This is a genomic window from Brevibacterium zhoupengii (assembly GCF_021117425.1).
GTDB lineage: Bacteria > Actinomycetota > Actinomycetes > Actinomycetales > Brevibacteriaceae > Brevibacterium > Brevibacterium zhoupengii.
The window spans coordinates 202,248-218,647 of record NZ_CP088298.1; the positions used below are offsets into that span (position 1 = coordinate 202,248).

Genomic DNA, 16,400 nt, shown 5'->3' on the forward strand with positions numbered 1-16,400 from the left:
GAGTTACCAACCGTTGTTGGGCGGAGGGCTGTGTCCTGCCTCAGGCGCTGATCATGTTGTGGGGGTCGAGGACGAACTTCTTGGCCACACCTGAATCGAACTCGGCGTAGCCCTTCGGAGCATCCTCGAGGGCGATCGGGGTGGCGTTGACGTTCTTGGCGATCGTGACCTTGTCGTTGAGGATCGCGTGCATCAGACCGCGGTTGTACTTCATGACCGGGCACTGGCCGGTGACGAAGACGTGAGACTTCGCGAAGCCGAGCCCGAAGCGCATCGACAGTGATCCTTCCTGGGCCGCCTTGTCGGCTGCACCCGGATCGCCTGTGACGTAGAGGCCCGGGATGCCCAGGCTGCCACCTGCACGGGTGATGTCCATGAGTGAGTTGAGCACGGTCGCCGGAGCCTCGGTGGCTGCATCCTTGCCGTGGCCGCGGGCCTCGAAGCCCACCGCGTCGATGCCGCAGTCGACCTCTGGGGTGCCGAGGATCTGCTCGATCTGATCCTTGGGGTCACCCTTGGACACATCGACGGTCTCGCAGCCGAAGGCGCGCGCCTGAGCCAGGCGGTCCTCATTGAGATCGCCGACGATGACGACCGATGCACCGAGGAGCTGCGCCGAGGTGGCCGCCGCGATTCCGACCGGACCTGCGCCGGCGACGTAGACCGTCGAGCCGATCGTGACTCCGGCCCCGACAGCACCGTGGAAGCCGGTGGGGAAGATGTCGGAGAGCATCGCCAGATCGAGGATCTTCTCCATCGCCTGGTCCTTGTCCGGGAACTTCAGGACGTTCCAGTCGGCGTAGGGCACGAGGACGTATTCAGCCTGTCCGCCGACCCAGCCGCCCATGTCGACATATCCGTAGGCTGAACCTGGGCGGTCGGGATTGACGTTGAGGCAGATGCCGGTCTGGCGTTCGATGCAGTTCCGGCAGCGACCGCAGGAGATGTTGAACGGCACGGACACGAGGTCGCCGACCTTGACGAACTCGACATCACGCCCGACCTCGACGACCTCGCCGGTGATCTCGTGGCCGAGGACGAGTCCTTCAGGAGCGGTGGTGCGGCCGCGGACCATGTGCTGGTCGGAGCCGCAGATGTTCGTGGCCACGGTTTTGAGGATGACGCCGTGGTTGACCTTGCGGCCGATATTGGCTGGGTGGACGCCAGGTCCGTCCTTGAGGACGAACTCGGGATACTCGGTGTCGACGACCTCGACCTTGCCGGGGCCTGCGTAGCTGATTGCCTTATTGCTCATCGTTGAGTCTCCATTCGAAAGAATGTGGAAGTGGCGAACCTCAGGAGGGCCGGGAGGACTCCTGAAATATCAGTCTTTCATCAGACATGCCTGCAGTCTCGCCCTTCGATGGCGGGTGTGTCAATAGGCCGTTGCTAGTCCGGTGATCGTACGATCATTCGCCGAGGCGGGTCGCGAGAATGTGCTGGGAGGTTGCCCGCAGATGCCACAGGGATTCCTTGATCAACGGCGAATTGCGGCTCCCGGTGCGGACCGCGGTGACGATCTTCCGGCTGAGTCTGCCTGGCCCGCTCAGGCGGACTCTGGTGACATTGTCCTCCCCTGCCAGGCTGACCAGCCTGGGCAGCAGACTGACGCCCACTCCGACTCCGACAAGCGCCGCCTGCGTCTCCCATTCGACAGATTCGTGGGAGATCCGCGGGGTCACTCCGGCCGCGGTGAAGGCGGCGATGAACAGTGCGTGATAGGGCGACCCGGGTGCGGCGGTGATCCAATCTTCGGCGGCCAGATCGGCCAGTGTCACGGACTCGAACGCGGCGACCGGGTGGTCGGAGGGCACCATGACGTCGAGCGGATCGTCGAGGAGATCGACCTTCTCGAATCGCGGATCGTCTTCGACCTGGACATCTCCCTGCATGGAGACGACGACGGCGAGATCGATGCGTTCGGCCACGAGGAGTTCGAAACACCTCGTGGGACTTGCTTCGGTGACGTGGACCGTGGACGTGGGGTGAGACTTCTGCAGGTGGGCTGCAAGTGGAGCGAGCAGATTCGCCGAGGCGGTCGAGAATCCTCCGATGCCGAAATGCGTTGGCGTCTGGTCCCCGGCGCTTAAGGAGGAGGCACGGATGTCTTCCCATTCGGCGATGAGCCTGTCGGATCGGCGCACGAGATTTTGGCCGGTCGCCGTCAGGCGCAGCCCGCGTCCGTCCTTGACGAGCAGCGTCATTCCCAGTGAATGCTGGAGCTCGCGCAGCTGCCCGGACACGGCCGACGGGGAATAGCCGGTGAGCTCGGCGGTGGCAGCAACAGTGCCGCAGGCGGCGAACGTGCGCAGTGTGATGAGTCGAGGATCGATCATGGCACTATTGTGCCTCGGGTCATGCAGGGAATCCGCACGGAATCCGCCAGAATCTCGCGCTTTTTCTGCAGTGTTTCGGTGGATAGTGTCTTCTGTGACAGCGTCGGCCAACTCACGTACTCAGGCGAAGAGTCGAGGTTGTCATGGGTTGCAATGCACCAGCAGCAGACATCAAGGGAGATGGAATTGACCGCAGTGAATCTGGCGCCGACATTGAAGGGCTTCCCTGCCGGCTTCAGCGAGGAGAGGCTCGACGAGGTTCGACGCCTTCTCGACGCCCGCCGCACCGGCTTCTCGCTTGAGGCGCCGTTCTACACCGATGATCATCTCTTCAACCTCGATATGCAGGCGATCTTCGGGCAGAACTGGGTCTTCGCCTGCAGCGTCGCGGAGATTCCCGAGCCCGGTGACTACGTCACGCTCGACTACGGCCCCTACTCACTCATCGTTCTGCGCACCGACGACGGCGGAGTCAATGTCCTCCACAACGTGTGCCGCCACCGTGGCGCTCGTGTCCTCACCGAGGACACCGGAACTACAGGCAACCTGGTCTGCGGCTACCATTCGTGGACCTATTCGCCCGAGGGCGACCTCATCCACGCCTCGGCGCCGGGCGAGATGGAATTCGACAAGGCCTGCTATTCGCTCAAGCGTGCCCACGGCACGATCGCCGCGGGCCTCGTCTTCCTCTGCCTGGCAGAAGAGCCACCGGCCGATTTCGCTGACACTGCCGCGATCTTCGAGCCCTATGTCGCACCCCACGAGCTGACGAAGACGAAGGTCGCCTACCAGCAGAACATCGTCGAAGAGGCCAACTGGAAGCTCGTGATGGAGAACAACCGCGAGTGTTACCACTGCGATGGCCACCCCGAGCTCGCCTGCGCCCTGTTCCCGACCTGGGGACTGACCGATGAGACGATCCCACCCCATCTCGAGGACGTCTGGGACCGCAACCAGCAGGCCCAGGCCGCGCTGGAATACCGGTGCCGACGTTACGGACTGCCCTACGAGGTCGTCGAGGAACTCGACACCCGCATCGCCGGAATCCGGATCTCGCGCGAATCACTCGATGGGCAGGGGGAGTCGTTCTCAGCCGACGGCCGACGGCTGTCGAAGAAGCTCCTCGGCGATCTTCCCGATTTCCGTCTGGGACGCTGTTCCATGCACCTGCAGCCCAACAGCTGGTTCCACCTCCTCGGCGACCATGTGGTGACCTTCACGGTGCTCCCGATCAATGCGCATCAGACGCTTGTGCGCACCACCTGGCTCGTCGCCGACGATGCGGTCGAGGGCGTCGACTACGATCTCGAGACGCTGACGCACACGTGGAAGCAGACGAATCTGCAGGATAGGAACTTCGTCGAACTCTGCCAGCAGGGGGCGACGAGTCCGTTCTATGAGCAGGGCCCATATATGAAGAGCGAATACCAGGTCGAGGCCTTCATCAACTGGTACGTGCAGCGGATGCGGGAGCACGTGGGATGAAGCGCCTCGCCGACCCCATGACTCCGCTGGCGCAGCGGATCCGGGGCCTCGAGATGCCGTGGAACCGGGTGCTCTCCAGCACGACGGGACCCGCCGGTGCCGCCACGGCACTCGGACCGTGGCACCCACAGGAGTTCTCCGCCGAGTGTGTGGAGACCATCCCCGAGGCGGGCGACATGATGGTCTTCGTCTTCCGTCGGATGGACGGTGCCCCACTGGCATTCCGGTCCGGTCAGTACATCAACATCGACTTCCCGGTGCATGGGCCCGACGCCGAACCGGTGTCTCGCAGCTACTCGATCTCGAGCGCGCCGACCGAGCCGTGGACGTTCTCCATCACGATCAAACGCGACCCGAAAGGGCTCGTCTCGTCCTGGGCACACGAGTCCCTTCGGGTCGGCACCGTCCTGGAGATGCTGGGTCCGGTGGGAGCGTTCCACCTGGCCGATTACGATCGGCGAGCCCGTTACCTCCTGCTGGCGGCCGGAGCCGGCATCACCCCGCTGATGTCGATGGTGCGCACGATCCACTCTCTGCCTGGCCAGGCCGACGTCGTCCTGCTCTATCACGGCTCGGCACCGGATCGCTTTGCGTTTGCCGAGGAGCTCAACTTCCTGCAGAGGGCCGACTTCCGCATCGAGGTCATCTACACCCTCGGCGATCGGACACAGGCAGACGACTCGGCCGGCGCTGGAAGTGTGTGGGGTGGAAAGACCGGCCGCCTCTCGACTGCGCTCATCGAGGAAGTCGTCCCCGACGCCAATGGGCGACAGGTTTTCGCATGTGGACCCGAGGGGTATCTCAACACTGCGACGGACTGCTTGCGCGAGGTCGGTGTGGATGACACCTCGGTGTTCATGGAGTTCTTCTCCGGCGACCGAGAGACACGTGCCGAATACGCCGAGGAAGTTGCGATCGCAGGCGAGATTGCCGAAGAGATCGCATCGGCCAGCGAAGAATACTACGAAGCGCAGCCCGCCGCCTTGGAGATGTACGAACCCGAATACACTGCTGACGGGCCAGTCGAGGCTACCGCTTCGCCGCTTGAAGCCGTCGACGCCTTGGCCGAAGTCCCGGTCGAACCGGAGGCCGAGTTGGTCGTGGCTGGTGTTGAGCCGGTGGCGGACACTGCGTCCGACTCGGCTTCCGAGACCGTCCCGGCGACCGCCTCGGCGACGGACGTAGAGGCACGAGGTGACGAAGTCACGGTTGTCGATCCGACGACTTTCGCTACCGTGGGCGACGGCGAGCACCTGATGTCCTTTGTGCGCACCGGACTCAATGTTCGCGTGAACTCGGAGGAATTCGTCCTCGACGCCGCACGTCGTGCCGGTGTGAAGATCGGCGCGAACTGCCAAGAGGGCATGTGCGGATCGTGCAAGGTCGTCAAGCTCGACGGGGAGGTCGACATGAACCATCAGGGCGGCATCCGCGCACGCGAGATCGATGCGGGGAAGTTCCTTCCTTGCTGTTCGACGGCGACGAGCGACCTGGTCATCGACGCCTGAGCCGAGGGGAGGGTTCGCCGCCCGCTCCGACCGCACCATTCGCGCCAGCACAACTGAAGCACCCAACACTGATTTTCACTGCAACACAAAGGAGTACACAGTGCCGATTTCCTCACCTCGGGTCGTCATCATCGGAGCCGGCATCGTCGGAGCCAACCTCGCGGACGAACTCGCCCAGCTCGGCTGGACCAACACCCTCGTCCTCGAACAGGGACCCTTGAATATCCCCGGTGGATCGACCTCGCACGCACCCGGCCTGGTCTTCTCCTCGAACGGGTCGAAGTCGATGACCGAGTTCGCGCAGTACACGATTGAGAAGCTCACCTCGCTGACTGGCCCCGATGGTCGCGGTTCGTTCCTGCCCGTCGGTGGACTTGAGATCGCCACCCAGGACGACCGGCTCCAGGACCTGCACCGCCGTGCCGGTTGGAATCGGTCCTGGGGTGTCGATGCCGAGGTGGTCGATGCGCAGGAATGCCTGCGATTGTTCCCCATGCTCAATCCGGACAAGGTCCTCGGCGGACTGCTGACTCCGGGCGATGGGCTGGCGCTCGCCGCTCGCGGCACCCAGCTGGTCATGGACCGCGCTCGGGCCGCTGGTGTTGAGTTCCGTGATCGCACCACCGTGACCGGCATCGAGCAGTCCGGTGGCACGGTCACAGCAGTGCTGGCCGGCGAGGACCGGTTCCCGGCGGACATCGTCGTCTCCTGCGCCGGATTCTGGGGTCCGAAGATCGGTGAGATGGTCGGGACCACGATCCCGTTGCTGCCGCTGGGGCACCAGTTCGCCTGGACGACCGAGGTGCCCAGCCTCGTCGGCAAGAACGAGCAGCCGGCAGGAGCCTCGGCGCCCATTCTTCGCTACCAGGACAAGGACCTCTACTACCGCGAATGGGGTGAGCGGATCGGGATCGGCTCCTATGCTCACCGACCGATGCCAGTCGACCTGGACACGCTGCGCACCTATTCGCCCGATGAGATCACCGACGAGGTCATGCCCTCGAGCCTCGAGTTCACTCCCGAGGACTTCGCCCGAGAGTGGGAGGCCACCAAGGAGCTGCTGCCCGAACTGCGCCAGACTCAGGTCCAGCGCGGCTTCAACGGCATCTTCTCCTTCACCCCCGACGGCGGATCGCTCGTGGGGCAGTCCCGAGAGGTCGACGGATTCTTCGTCGCCGAGGCGGTCTGGGTCACCCACGGAGCCGGCATCGCGAAGGCAGTCGCCGAACTCATCTCACTTGGCCGCTCGAACACAGATCTGTCCGGCATCGACCTCAACCGTTTCGAGGACGCACTGACGACCCCCGAATACGTCAGCGAGACCTCCCAGCAGAACTTCGTCGAGATCTACGACGTCATCCACCCGCTGCAGCCACGCGTCTCACCCCGGGACGTACGGCTCAGCCCCTTCAACGACCGACAGAAGGAGCTCGGGGCATTCTTCCTCGAGACGAACGGGTGGGAGCGTCCGCACTGGTACGAAGCCAACGCTGCGTTGCTCAATGAACTGCCTGCGGAATGGAAGGCTCCTGAGCGTGAGGGCTGGGCGGACATGTTCCACTCACCGATCGCGGCGGTCGAAGCGTGGAAGACGCGGACGAATGTGGCCATGTATGACATGACCGCTCTCAAGCGTTTCGAGGTCAAGGGGCCAGGAGCTGGCGAGCTGCTGCACGGGCTGACCACCTCGTCGATGCTGCGCAAGCCGGGAGCAGTCAGCTACACCCTGCTGCTTGATCACGAAGGCGGCATCACCAGCGACATCACCGTCGCGATCCTCGACGAGCAGACCTACCAGGTGGGTGCGAACTCGAACATCGACTTCGCCACCATCACCCGCGCGGCACGGGAACAGTCGGCGGCAGATCCGAGCAAGTGGGCTACCGTTCGTGAGACGACGCAGGGAACCTGCTGCATCGGCCTCTGGGGTCCGCTCGCCCGGGAGGTCATCGGCCAGGTCAGCACCGACGACCTCAGCAACGATGGTCTCAAATATTTCCGTACCAAGCAGATCACCATCGGCGGCGTCCCTGTCACGGCGATGCGCCTGTCCTATGTCGGTGAGCTCGGCTGGGAACTCTACACCTCGATGGATCTGGGACACCGGCTCTGGGACGTGCTGTGGGAGGCCGGTCGGGAATTCGGGCTGATCGCCGGAGGTCGTGAAGCCTTCAATTCGATGCGCCTGGAGAAGGGGTTCCGCTCCTTCGGCTCCGATATGACCAGCGAGCACGAGCCCGTCCAGGCGGGACTCGGCTTCGCAGTCAAGGCCTCGAAGACGGACGACTTCCGGGGCAAGTCGGCGCTCGAGGCGCGGGCCGCCGCCGCCACGAAGAAGCTGACGTGCCTGACTCTGGACCGGCGCGAAGATGTCGTCCTGGGCAGCGAGCCGGTGTATGTGGCTGGGAGAGCTGGGGTCGGAGTGAGTGCCGAGGACGCGGCAAACTCAGCAGGCAAAGCTGACGGCTATGTCACCTCGGCGGCCTATGGGTACTCGATCGGGCAGACCATCGCATACGCCTGGCTGCCGAACACCCTTGGTGTCGGAGACGGCGTCGAGATCGAGTACCTGGGGACGAGGCTGCCGGCGACTGTCACCGCGGAGCCGATCTTCGATCCGGAGATGACCCGGCTGAAGGGCTAGGAGCGGCGACTCCAGTGCCGTTACATTGGTCGAGGTGAGAGCGGGTGCGACGGGAACTAGTCGGTGCTCGACTCCTCCATCGAAGCGATCGCGGCAATAGCGGCGGCGATGGGCCGATCGAGCCAGTCGGGGATCTGGCCGCCGATGTGGCCGCGCACCATGCCGTAGGGGGTCTCTCGGCACGCCAGGGCGATCAGTTCGAGCCTGCGCGGAGTGACCTCGCCGAATCGCCGGCGGGTGAGGTCGGTGATGTGTGCGGCGACGGCATCGTTGAGTCCTGTCAGGTCGTCCTGGAGTCCCTTCGGCGGGTTCGCGAGAAGCTCGGCGTGCCGGTAGAGGGTGAGGGTCCGCGCCTCTGCGGGATGTCTGCGACAGAAGCGCGGGATCAGCAGACCCGTTTCGACGATCGCCTCGAGGGGGTCTTCGATCTCCGCGACTGTGGCAAGGGAGTCCTGGAACTGATGAACGCACCGGATCCAAGCTGAGGCGAACAGCGCCTCGCGGGTCGGGAACCGGTGATAGATCGACCCCGACGGTGCGCCGAGGATGGTGGTCACGTCCGAAACGGTGGCCGCGTGGCCGCGATTCGCGACTGCGCTGACGGCGGCAGCCAGAATGTCTTCGCTGGAGTAGAGAGCGCGTTTCGCCATGTCGGTCAGCCTACCGTCGTCGTGGAGCTGCGATGCACGCACCCCCAGGCGGTTGTCTGCGTGCACTGAAGGGGAAGATGATGGTCGATTCTGGATCGCGGGGTTGACCGTCTATCCTCTCTGAATCATACTAGAGAGAGTTCTCTAGATAAAGATGTCTAATTAGGAGTCGACATGGCCGTCGTGCACAGTCCCGAGCACGTCCTGACCGTTCAACGATTCGCGCTGGTGGCTGCCATCGCCGCCGTGCTGCCCTATTCGATTCTCAAGCTTCTGTGGCTGAGCGGCTCGACGGTGGGTCTCTCATCGACCGCGGGCGCCGAAGAGATGGTCGGAGCTCGGCATGTGATCGGCAATGCCCTGACGCTTGGGATGGTGGCAGTCGCCATCACGTTCATGGTGTTCCTGACCAGGCGGTGGGCCCTGCGGATTCCGGGTGCGGTGGTGTTCGTGCTCGGTGCTGGCGCTGCCGGGCTGCTCGCACCGATTCTGTTCGGTCTTCCGGTCGGTCTGCTCGTCGAGGCGATCGCCGTCGGGAGCGTGCGGCCGGCCGATCAGGACATGGCTCCATGGGTGTTCGGGGCCGTCTATACCGGGTTCTGTGTTCTGGCGGTTGCGCTGGCGGTGGTCGTCGGCGCTTATGTGGTTCATCGCTGGGGTGATCTGCTGACGACTCCTCCGCCGGCTCCTTCTCGGTGGGTCGTCGCGATCGGTGCCATCGGCATGCTTCCGTTCTCCTGCGCCATGGCCTATTGGGCGGTCGTCGGTCCGGGGGAGGCGGGCCCGCAGGGCATGGAGCAGCTGTCCCAGCGGGCGGTGCTGCTGGCGACAGCTGTGGTCGCACTGGCAGGGCTCATCGCTCCGCTGGTCCCGCGACTGTGCCGGTTCATGCCTCGGACGGCTTGGCTGCTGGCGTGGACGGGGTGCTGCGTGGCCGCGATCCAGGGGCCGACTCAGATTCTGCTCGCCCAGGGTGGAGTCGCCGAACCGCTGGTGGTCGCGATCGCCATTGCGGCGACTCCTGGAGCGAGCGTCTACGGTGTGGCCGTGCTGCGCAGACATCTGCGCAATGCCGTGCAGAACCGAGCGCACACGTGACTGAGGCCGCGGTGCACAGCGGTGATTGGTCAGCCGTGAGCGCAAGCGTCCCGAGGAAAGGAGGTCGAACGATGCCGAGCTGGCTGATTGCGCTGCTGGCTGCCGCCTTCGTCCTCTACACCGATGACTATGTGATCGCTGGAATTCTGCCGGAGATCTCCAGGGATCTGCAGGTGTCCGAGGGGCAGGCGGGGCAGCTGGTGACGGTGTTCTCTCTGACCGTCGCCGTCGTTGCCCCTGTCGCGGCGGTCGTGCTGGCTCGTCTTCCACGACACAGGCTCATCACAGGCGCTCTCCTGGTCTTCATTGCGGCGAATGGCCTGGCGGCAGTCGCGCCGTCCTTCGGCGTGCTCATGGCGGTGCGTGTGCTGGCCGCTGTTGCGGCGGCAGCTGCGACTCCCGCGATCTTCGCCTTCGCCGCCCGCCATGCACCGGCCGGGAAGGCGGGACGCTATCTTGCCGTCGTCTCCTTCGGGGTGACGGGCTCAATCGCGGCCGGAGTGCCCATCGGCGCCTGGATCGGCGGCACTTTCGGCTGGCGGGCGACGTTCGCGCTCATGGCGCTGAGCGGCGTGCTGGTGGTGCTTGCGATCGTCGTCGCTGTTCCGCGCGGAGAGGGGCACGGCGGGATGCTCGGGCTGCGTGAACAGCTGAGCGTCCTCCTGCAGCGGCCGATCAGCCTGTGTCTGATCGCCAATTGTTCGCTGATGACCGGATCGATGATGATGCTCACCTATCTGGCTCCCTATCTGTCGACAGTATCCGGCGCGGATGTCGAGGAGCGTGCGCTCGCATTCGGTCTCGCCGGTGCAGCAGGATTCATCGGCATCTGGCTCGGGGGGACGGCCGCCGATCGATGGGGAGCCGACCGTGCGCTGCTGTTCGGAATCAGCACGATAGCCGTCGCGATGATCGTGCTGTGGCTGATCTGGTTCGGTCGGCCCGTGCCTCTGCCCATCGTTCTGGTAGCGACGACCGTCTGGGGAGGCATGGCGTTCTGGAATGCCCCGGCGATCCAAGTGCGGCTGACGTCGTTCGCCGGACCCCTGGCGGGCCAGGCACTTGGGCTCAACACTTCTGGAACCTATCTGGGAGTCTCCTGCGGCGCAGCACTCGGTGGGCTGGCACTTGCCGAGCTCGGTGTCGGTGCCTTGCCCCTCATCTCGGCCGCTTTCGCCTGCGGGGCGGTCCTCCTCCTCGCGTGTGCACGACACGATTCGATGAAGGGAAATCACGCACCTTGACTGCCTATGCGATCGCGCATCTCCAAGAAGCCGAACTACATCCGGACATCGCCGAATACATCGAGCGAATCCCCGAAACATTCTTGCCTTTCGGCGGTCAGTTCCTCGTCCATGCCGCTGCGCACGAAGTCAAAGAGGGCAGCTGGCCGGGGCACGTGGTGATCATCGGGTTTCCGAGCATCGACGATGCGCGGAGGTGGTGGGACTCACCGGCCTACCGACGGATCGCGCCGTTGCGCTCACGCCATATCGCCAGCGACATCATCCTCGTCGAAGGCGTACCTGAAGGCTACGACCCATCCGGGACCGCGCAGGCGATGCGCGGCTCGCTGGAGTGAGGCCACGAATCTGTCGTCAGGCAATGCGAAGTCTGAATAAGTCGTCGCCGGTGACGACTTATTCAGACTTCGCATTGATCGAGTCGAGCGGGGGTCGCGGCGCGCTCGTCTGCACCCGACGTTCCATATGGTGGATCTGCGTTGACCGCTGACTGGGACTGACGAAAGTATGTCAGCAGGAGTTACTGTCGACTGCCCCACCTCGGTGGAGGACTCAAAGGAGTGTCCATGCCCAAGCCTGCGATCATCGGTTGGTCTCACGGAAAGTTCGGTCGCGCGGAATCGTCTCTTCCCGAGATGATGGGTGAGGTCGCACGGGACGCCATCGCCGATGCGGGTCTCGAGCCGGCTGACATCGACGTCATTCACGTCGGTGTCTACAACAACGGTTTGTCCACGCAGGGTTTCGAAGCAGCGCTTCCCGGAGTCGTCTTCCCCGAACTGGCTCTCACCCCAGCCCATCGGCATGAGAATGCCTGTGCCACGGGCTCGACCGCAGTCTTTTCCGCCCACGACTCCATTGCGGCCGGCCGGCACAAGACAGCCCTGGTCATCGGGGCCGAACGCATGACGCAGGCCTCGGGCCACGACGTCAACCAAGTCCTCCTCAGTGCCAGCTACCGGGAAGAGGAAGAGCACTTCAAGTCTTTCGCCGGAGTCTTCGGTGAGATCGCCCGCCAATACTTCGAACGCTACGGCGACCACTCGGAAACGCTGGCGAGGATCGCTGCGAAGAATCACGCCAACGGCTCCCAGAATCCGCTGGCCCACATGCAGAAGGACCTCGGCTTCGACTTCTGCAACGCGGTCTCGGAGAAGAACCCCTACGTCGCCGAGCCGCTGCGTCGCACCGACTGCTCGATGGTCTCCGACGGAGCCGTCGCCGTGGTCATGGCCGCTGAGGATGTCGCGGCCTCGGCCCCGCAAGCTGTGACCTGGCGCGGTATGGGCAACGCCAATGACGTCCTTCCTCTGTCCCAGCGTGACCCACTGGAGATGGCCGGCGCCCGCCGAGCCATGGCCCAGGCGCTTGACGCCGCTGGAATCGGCATCTACGACCTCGACCTGCTCGAGACCCACGACTGCTTCACCATCGCCGAACTCCTCGAATACGAGGCCTTCGGACTTGCCGAACCCGGGCAGGGGAATCGTCTCCTGACCGAGGGCACCACCGCCGTCGGCGGACGCCTGCCGGTCAACGCCTCGGGCGGACTCAAGGCCAAGGGCCACCCGATCGGCGCCACCGGCGTCTCCATGCACGCGCTCGCCGCAGCCCAGCTCACGGGTCGCTCACCAGGCATCCAGATCCAGGATCCGGAACTGGCCGGGGTCTTCAACATGGGCGGAGCCGCCGTGTCCAACTTCGCCTCGATCCTTGAGCGCGCGCACTGATGCGGGCCATCTCCCAGGCCTCTCCGGCCAAGGACTTCACACCGACACCTCGGCGCGGGGTCAATGTCTCCCGTTTCCTCACCCAGACGGCCCGTCGGATCCCGGACCACACCGCCGTCATCGACGACGATCATTCGGTGCGTTGGACCTGGAGCGAATTGGAGACCCGGGCCGAGGCGCTGGCGCTGGCCCTCCAATCCGGGGGAGTGGGCAGGCGCGACAGTGTGCTTCTCGTCTCGGCCAACCACGCCGAGGTGATCCAGTCCTTCTGGGGCATCATCCGTGCCGGTGCGGTCATCGCCCCACCCAATGCCGCACTCTCGACCGAGGAACTGCTGAGCATCTGCGCCGATGTCGTCCCGGCAGCGATCATCGTCGACCGTGCCCACGCCGACTTCGTCGAGGCCCTCCAACAGACAGGGTTCGCCGGGCCCGTCCTGTGGATCGGGGAGCTGCCAGACGGGACACCCTCATCGAGCGGACCACTTGGTGTCGAGGGGACAGGCTATAGAGGGTCCGCTCGAGGCGAAGTGGTCCGCTCGAGCGCAGCTGCGGAGAGTGCCGCAGAGATCGGAGACTTCGCGGTCGAGGAAGACGACCCGTGCTGGTACTTCTTCACCTCCGGGTCCACGGGCAAACCGAAGGCGGCGACGTTCACACATCGCCACCTCGGCGCGGTGCTGATGAATCATCGTTGCGATCTCTTCCCCGTCGAGGACGAGAACGGAGCCTCACTCGTGCTCGCGCCGCTCTCACACGGGGCGGGGATCCATATGCTCGCCCAGGTCTTCGGCGGAACTCCTTCGGTCATCCATCCTGGTGGCAAAGTTGATCCGAGCACTCTGTGGGACTCGATCGATGGCTACCGGATCACCAACGCCTTCACCGTGCCGACCATTCTCAACCGCATCGTCGCAGGTTACCCGGCCGATCGCGGGCCCGCCGATCACAGCCTCGACCGCGTCGTCTACGCCGGTGCTCCGATGCTCGCGACCGACCAGTCCCGAGCCCTGGAACGCCTCGGACCCTGCCTTGTGCAGTACTTCGGCCTCGCCGAGGTGACCGGTGCGATCACCGTCCTCCGCCCCGAAGAGCACGGAACTATTCCCGTCGATTCCGCCGGCATCGGCACCTGCGGGAGAGCCCGCACCGGCGTCGACATCGTCATCCTCGACGAAACCGGCAACGAGATGGCTCCCGGTGAGCAGGGTGAGGTCTGCGTGGCCGGACCCACCGTCTGCGCCGGCTACCTCGGCCGCGCCGATGCCAATGCCGAGTCCTTCGCCCACGGCGTCTTCCACACCGGCGACGTCGGCTACCTCAACGATCGCGGGTTCCTGTTCCTCACCGGGCGGAAGTCCGATATGTACATCTCCGGTGGGTCGAACGTGTACCCGCGTGAGATCGAGGAACTCCTCCTCACCGACGCCGAGGTGACCCAAGCCGTCGTCGTCGGTGTGCCCGATCCGCAGTGGGGAGAGATCGGAATCGCGATCATCGAACCGGCGACCGGCCATGCCGAGGTAGGCAGCGAGGCGTCGACCACCGGTGATAGCGGGACAGCAAGTGAGCGACTGCGTGCGCTGTGCAAGTCCACGCTCGCGGCGTACAAGGTGCCCAAAGAGATTCACTTCGTCGACGCGATGCCCGTCACCGCCTACGGGAAGCTGGCGCGCAAGGAACTCAAGGCCGAATACTCGGCAGGGCGGGGGAGCGCACGATGAGCGATCTCACGGACACAATCATCATGGCCATCGGCTGCGGCACCCCCGATGGTCAAGTCAACAATGGTTTCGCCGCGGCCAAGGCCTTCCTCGCCGCGGGTGCAAAGGTCTGCATCGTCGACCGGGACGCGGCGGCTCTCGAGCACGCGCGTGCGGCGCTCGGGTCCACACATGTAGCATCGGACAACCTCGGCGAGGCCGATCCTGTCGCTGACCTGGACTCACGGGTGACGACGGTCGTCGCCGACGTCGGGGACGAGGACTCCCTGTCCGCGGCGTTCGACCACTGCGCGAGCAGCCTCGGCGAGCCCACGGTGCTGCACTACAACGTCGGCATCGTCGTCAACGGCGGACTCGACTCCCTGGAGACCGCGGCGTTTTCGAAGGCCCTCGACATCAACCTCACCGGGGCATTCGCGGCGATGAAGCAGGCGCTGCCCTATATGCGCAGGGCCGGTGGCGGGTCGATCATCACGGTCTCCTCGGTGGGCGGAATGCGCTACATGGGCTATGACTACCCGGCCTATGCGGCGTCGAAGGCCGGGCTCATCGAACTCACGAAGGTCGTCGGCGCCCAGTACGCATCCGAGGGGATACGCGCGAACTCCATCGCTCCGGGACTCATCGAGACACCTCTCATCCACAACTCGATCAGCGGCCACTACGACTCGGTCGAGGACATGCTCTCTGCCCGCCACGCACTCTCTCCGACAGGGAAGATGGGCCACCCCGAGGACATCGCGAAACTCGCGGTGTTCCTCGCCTCGGAGGACTCGAGCTACATCAACTCCACGCTCATCCCGGTCGACGGCGGACTCGTCCACTTCGCCGGAACCCCGAAGACCTGAACTCGCAGGACTGACACGGAACAACCAGCGACAAACACGGAACAACCAGCGACAGAGCACGATAAGACAGGAACAACTCAATGATGGAGGCAAGGGTGCCGACAACACCGACGAAGAGGACCATGCTTGCGTGGTTCGCCGTGCTGGTCACGCTCGTCCTGCTCGTCAGCGGATGCGGAACGAACTTCGGCACGACCGACGACGGGAAGCAGAAGTACCGGTGGAAGATGACTGTCACGACCGGCTCGACGAGCACCTGGTACATCGCGGCCGAGAAGTTTGCGAAGGACCTTGAAGAGGAGACCGATGGGCGCATCACGCTCAAGGTCTTCGGCAACGAACGGCTCTCGGCTGGTGAGGCCACCGCGGGCGTCGAGCAGCTCATGGACGGGGCGAAGGACTTCTCCTACAACTCGCCGATCATCTACTCGGCCGTCGACCCGCGCTTCGGCACCGTCACCGCCCCCTTCATCTTCGACTCCGTCGAAGACGGACAGAAGGCACTGGCAGGCAAGGGCGGCGACGTCTACGCCGACTACCTGTCCGAACACGGCGTCCACCTCCTGGGCTTCGGCGAATCGGGGATGCGTCAGCTCACGAACACCCACCATCCGATCCATACCCCGGAGGACCTGCACGGACTCAAGTTCCGCATCCCCGGATTCGGCCTCTACACCGACCTCTACCGGTCACTGGGCTCCAACCCGACGACGATGCCCTTCGGCGAGGTGTTCACCGCACTGCAGCAGGGGGCTATCGATGGCCAGGAGAACCCGATCGACGTCATCTACTCCTCGAACCTGCAGGAGGTCCAGCCCTACCTGACCCTGTGGAACTACTCCTATGACCCGCTTGTCTTCGGCGTCAACGAGGACCTCTTCGACTCACTCGACACCGAGGATCAGGAACTTGTAAGCCGCCTGGCCAAGGAGACCAACGAGTTCCAGATCAAGCAGAACCGCGATGGCGAGGAGAAGCTGATCAAGGAGCTCAAGGACAGCGGCATGGAGGTCAACGAACTCACCGAGGCCGAGAAGGACGAGTTCCGCACCACCCTGGAACCGCTGTACGCCGAGTACCGCAAGATCTGGGGCCAGGACATGTCCGAAGCGTTCATTCCGGAAGGACTCTGA

The 16,400-nt window shown here is 64.4% G+C and carries 13 protein-coding genes; 10 read left to right on the plus strand and 3 right to left on the minus strand.

Annotated features, from left to right (window positions below):
* Positions 1–40: 40 nt before the first annotated feature.
* Positions 41–1,255, minus strand: a complete 1,215-nt coding sequence (gene fdhA / locus LQ788_RS00920; protein ID WP_231444361.1) for a formaldehyde dehydrogenase, glutathione-independent — start codon at positions 1,253–1,255, stop codon at positions 41–43.
* A 154-nt stretch (positions 1,256–1,409) separates the two neighbouring features.
* Positions 1,410–2,336, minus strand: a complete 927-nt coding sequence (locus tag LQ788_RS00925; protein ID WP_231444363.1) for a LysR family transcriptional regulator — start codon at positions 2,334–2,336, stop codon at positions 1,410–1,412.
* Positions 2,337–2,516: 180 nt separating this feature from the next.
* Between LQ788_RS00925 and LQ788_RS00930 the strand changes: the two genes are divergently transcribed.
* The 3 genes from LQ788_RS00930 to LQ788_RS00940 all read left to right on the plus strand — a co-directional run bounded on the left by LQ788_RS00930 (position 2,517) and on the right by LQ788_RS00940 (position 7,973).
* Positions 2,517–3,821, plus strand: a complete 1,305-nt coding sequence (locus LQ788_RS00930; protein WP_231444365.1) for an aromatic ring-hydroxylating oxygenase subunit alpha — start codon at positions 2,517–2,519, stop codon at positions 3,819–3,821.
* Positions 3,818–5,329, plus strand: coding sequence for a flavin reductase family protein (locus LQ788_RS00935; protein ID WP_231444367.1), 1,512 nt, complete (start codon positions 3,818–3,820; stop codon positions 5,327–5,329). The genes LQ788_RS00930 and LQ788_RS00935 overlap by 4 nt, the downstream gene beginning before the upstream one ends.
* 100 nt (positions 5,330–5,429) lie before the next feature.
* Positions 5,430–7,973, plus strand: coding sequence for a GcvT family protein (locus LQ788_RS00940; RefSeq protein ID WP_231444369.1), 2,544 nt, complete (start codon positions 5,430–5,432; stop codon positions 7,971–7,973).
* Between the two features lie 56 nt (positions 7,974–8,029).
* On the opposite strand, the gene LQ788_RS00945 is transcribed toward LQ788_RS00940, so the two are convergent.
* On the minus strand, positions 8,030–8,623 hold the full coding sequence (locus tag LQ788_RS00945; RefSeq protein ID WP_231444372.1) for a TetR/AcrR family transcriptional regulator: 594 nt from the start codon (positions 8,621–8,623) through the stop codon (positions 8,030–8,032).
* Positions 8,624–8,797: 174 nt separating this feature from the next.
* On the opposite strand from LQ788_RS00945, the gene LQ788_RS00950 reads away from it, so the two are divergent.
* The 7 genes from LQ788_RS00950 (at position 8,798) to LQ788_RS00980 (ending at position 16,400) form a co-directional block, all read left to right on the plus strand.
* On the plus strand, positions 8,798–9,721 hold the full coding sequence (locus LQ788_RS00950; RefSeq protein WP_231444374.1) for a hypothetical protein: 924 nt from the start codon (positions 8,798–8,800) through the stop codon (positions 9,719–9,721).
* 71 nt (positions 9,722–9,792) lie between these two features.
* A complete protein-coding gene (locus tag LQ788_RS00955; protein ID WP_231444376.1) occupies positions 9,793–10,965 on the plus strand; it encodes an MFS transporter in 1,173 nt (390 codons plus the stop codon).
* Positions 10,962–11,303 carry a DUF1330 domain-containing protein gene (locus LQ788_RS00960; RefSeq protein WP_231444378.1) on the plus strand — a complete coding sequence of 114 codons (342 nt, stop codon included), beginning with the start codon at positions 10,962–10,964 and terminating at the stop codon, positions 11,301–11,303. The genes LQ788_RS00955 and LQ788_RS00960 overlap by 4 nt, the downstream gene beginning before the upstream one ends.
* 228 nt (positions 11,304–11,531) lie before the next feature.
* Positions 11,532–12,695 carry a thiolase domain-containing protein gene (locus tag LQ788_RS00965; protein ID WP_231444380.1) on the plus strand — a complete coding sequence of 388 codons (1,164 nt, stop codon included), beginning with the start codon at positions 11,532–11,534 and terminating at the stop codon, positions 12,693–12,695.
* On the plus strand, positions 12,695–14,419 hold the full coding sequence (locus LQ788_RS00970) for an AMP-binding protein (RefSeq protein WP_231444382.1): 1,725 nt from the start codon (positions 12,695–12,697) through the stop codon (positions 14,417–14,419). Before LQ788_RS00965 ends, LQ788_RS00970 begins: the two co-directional genes overlap by 1 nt.
* Positions 14,416–15,267, plus strand: a complete 852-nt coding sequence (locus LQ788_RS00975; protein WP_231444384.1) for an SDR family NAD(P)-dependent oxidoreductase — start codon at positions 14,416–14,418, stop codon at positions 15,265–15,267. The genes LQ788_RS00970 and LQ788_RS00975 overlap by 4 nt, the downstream gene beginning before the upstream one ends.
* Positions 15,268–15,347: 80 nt before the next feature.
* Positions 15,348–16,400, plus strand: a complete 1,053-nt coding sequence (locus LQ788_RS00980) for a DctP family TRAP transporter solute-binding subunit (RefSeq protein WP_231444386.1) — start codon at positions 15,348–15,350, stop codon at positions 16,398–16,400.

Excerpts from the sequence above, each read along its gene's own strand:
- fdhA (WP_231444361.1), bottom strand. The coding sequence starts at position 1,255 with ATGAGCAATAAGGCAATCAGCTACGCAGGCCCCGGCAAGGTCGAGGTC.
- LQ788_RS00925 (WP_231444363.1), bottom strand. The coding sequence starts at position 2,336 with ATGATCGATCCTCGACTCATCACACTGCGCACGTTCGCCGCCTGCGGC.
- LQ788_RS00930 (WP_231444365.1), top strand. The coding sequence starts at position 2,517 with ATGGAATTGACCGCAGTGAATCTGGCGCCGACATTGAAGGGCTTCCCT.
- LQ788_RS00935 (WP_231444367.1), top strand. The coding sequence starts at position 3,818 with ATGAAGCGCCTCGCCGACCCCATGACTCCGCTGGCGCAGCGGATCCGG.
- LQ788_RS00945 (WP_231444372.1), bottom strand. The coding sequence starts at position 8,623 with ATGGCGAAACGCGCTCTCTACTCCAGCGAAGACATTCTGGCTGCCGCC.
- LQ788_RS00950 (WP_231444374.1), top strand. The coding sequence starts at position 8,798 with ATGGCCGTCGTGCACAGTCCCGAGCACGTCCTGACCGTTCAACGATTC.
- LQ788_RS00955 (WP_231444376.1), top strand. The coding sequence starts at position 9,793 with ATGCCGAGCTGGCTGATTGCGCTGCTGGCTGCCGCCTTCGTCCTCTAC.
- LQ788_RS00965 (WP_231444380.1), top strand. The coding sequence starts at position 11,532 with ATGCCCAAGCCTGCGATCATCGGTTGGTCTCACGGAAAGTTCGGTCGC.
- LQ788_RS00970 (WP_231444382.1), top strand. The coding sequence starts at position 12,695 with ATGCGGGCCATCTCCCAGGCCTCTCCGGCCAAGGACTTCACACCGACA.
- LQ788_RS00975 (WP_231444384.1), top strand. The coding sequence starts at position 14,416 with ATGAGCGATCTCACGGACACAATCATCATGGCCATCGGCTGCGGCACC.
- LQ788_RS00980 (WP_231444386.1), top strand. The coding sequence starts at position 15,348 with ATGATGGAGGCAAGGGTGCCGACAACACCGACGAAGAGGACCATGCTT.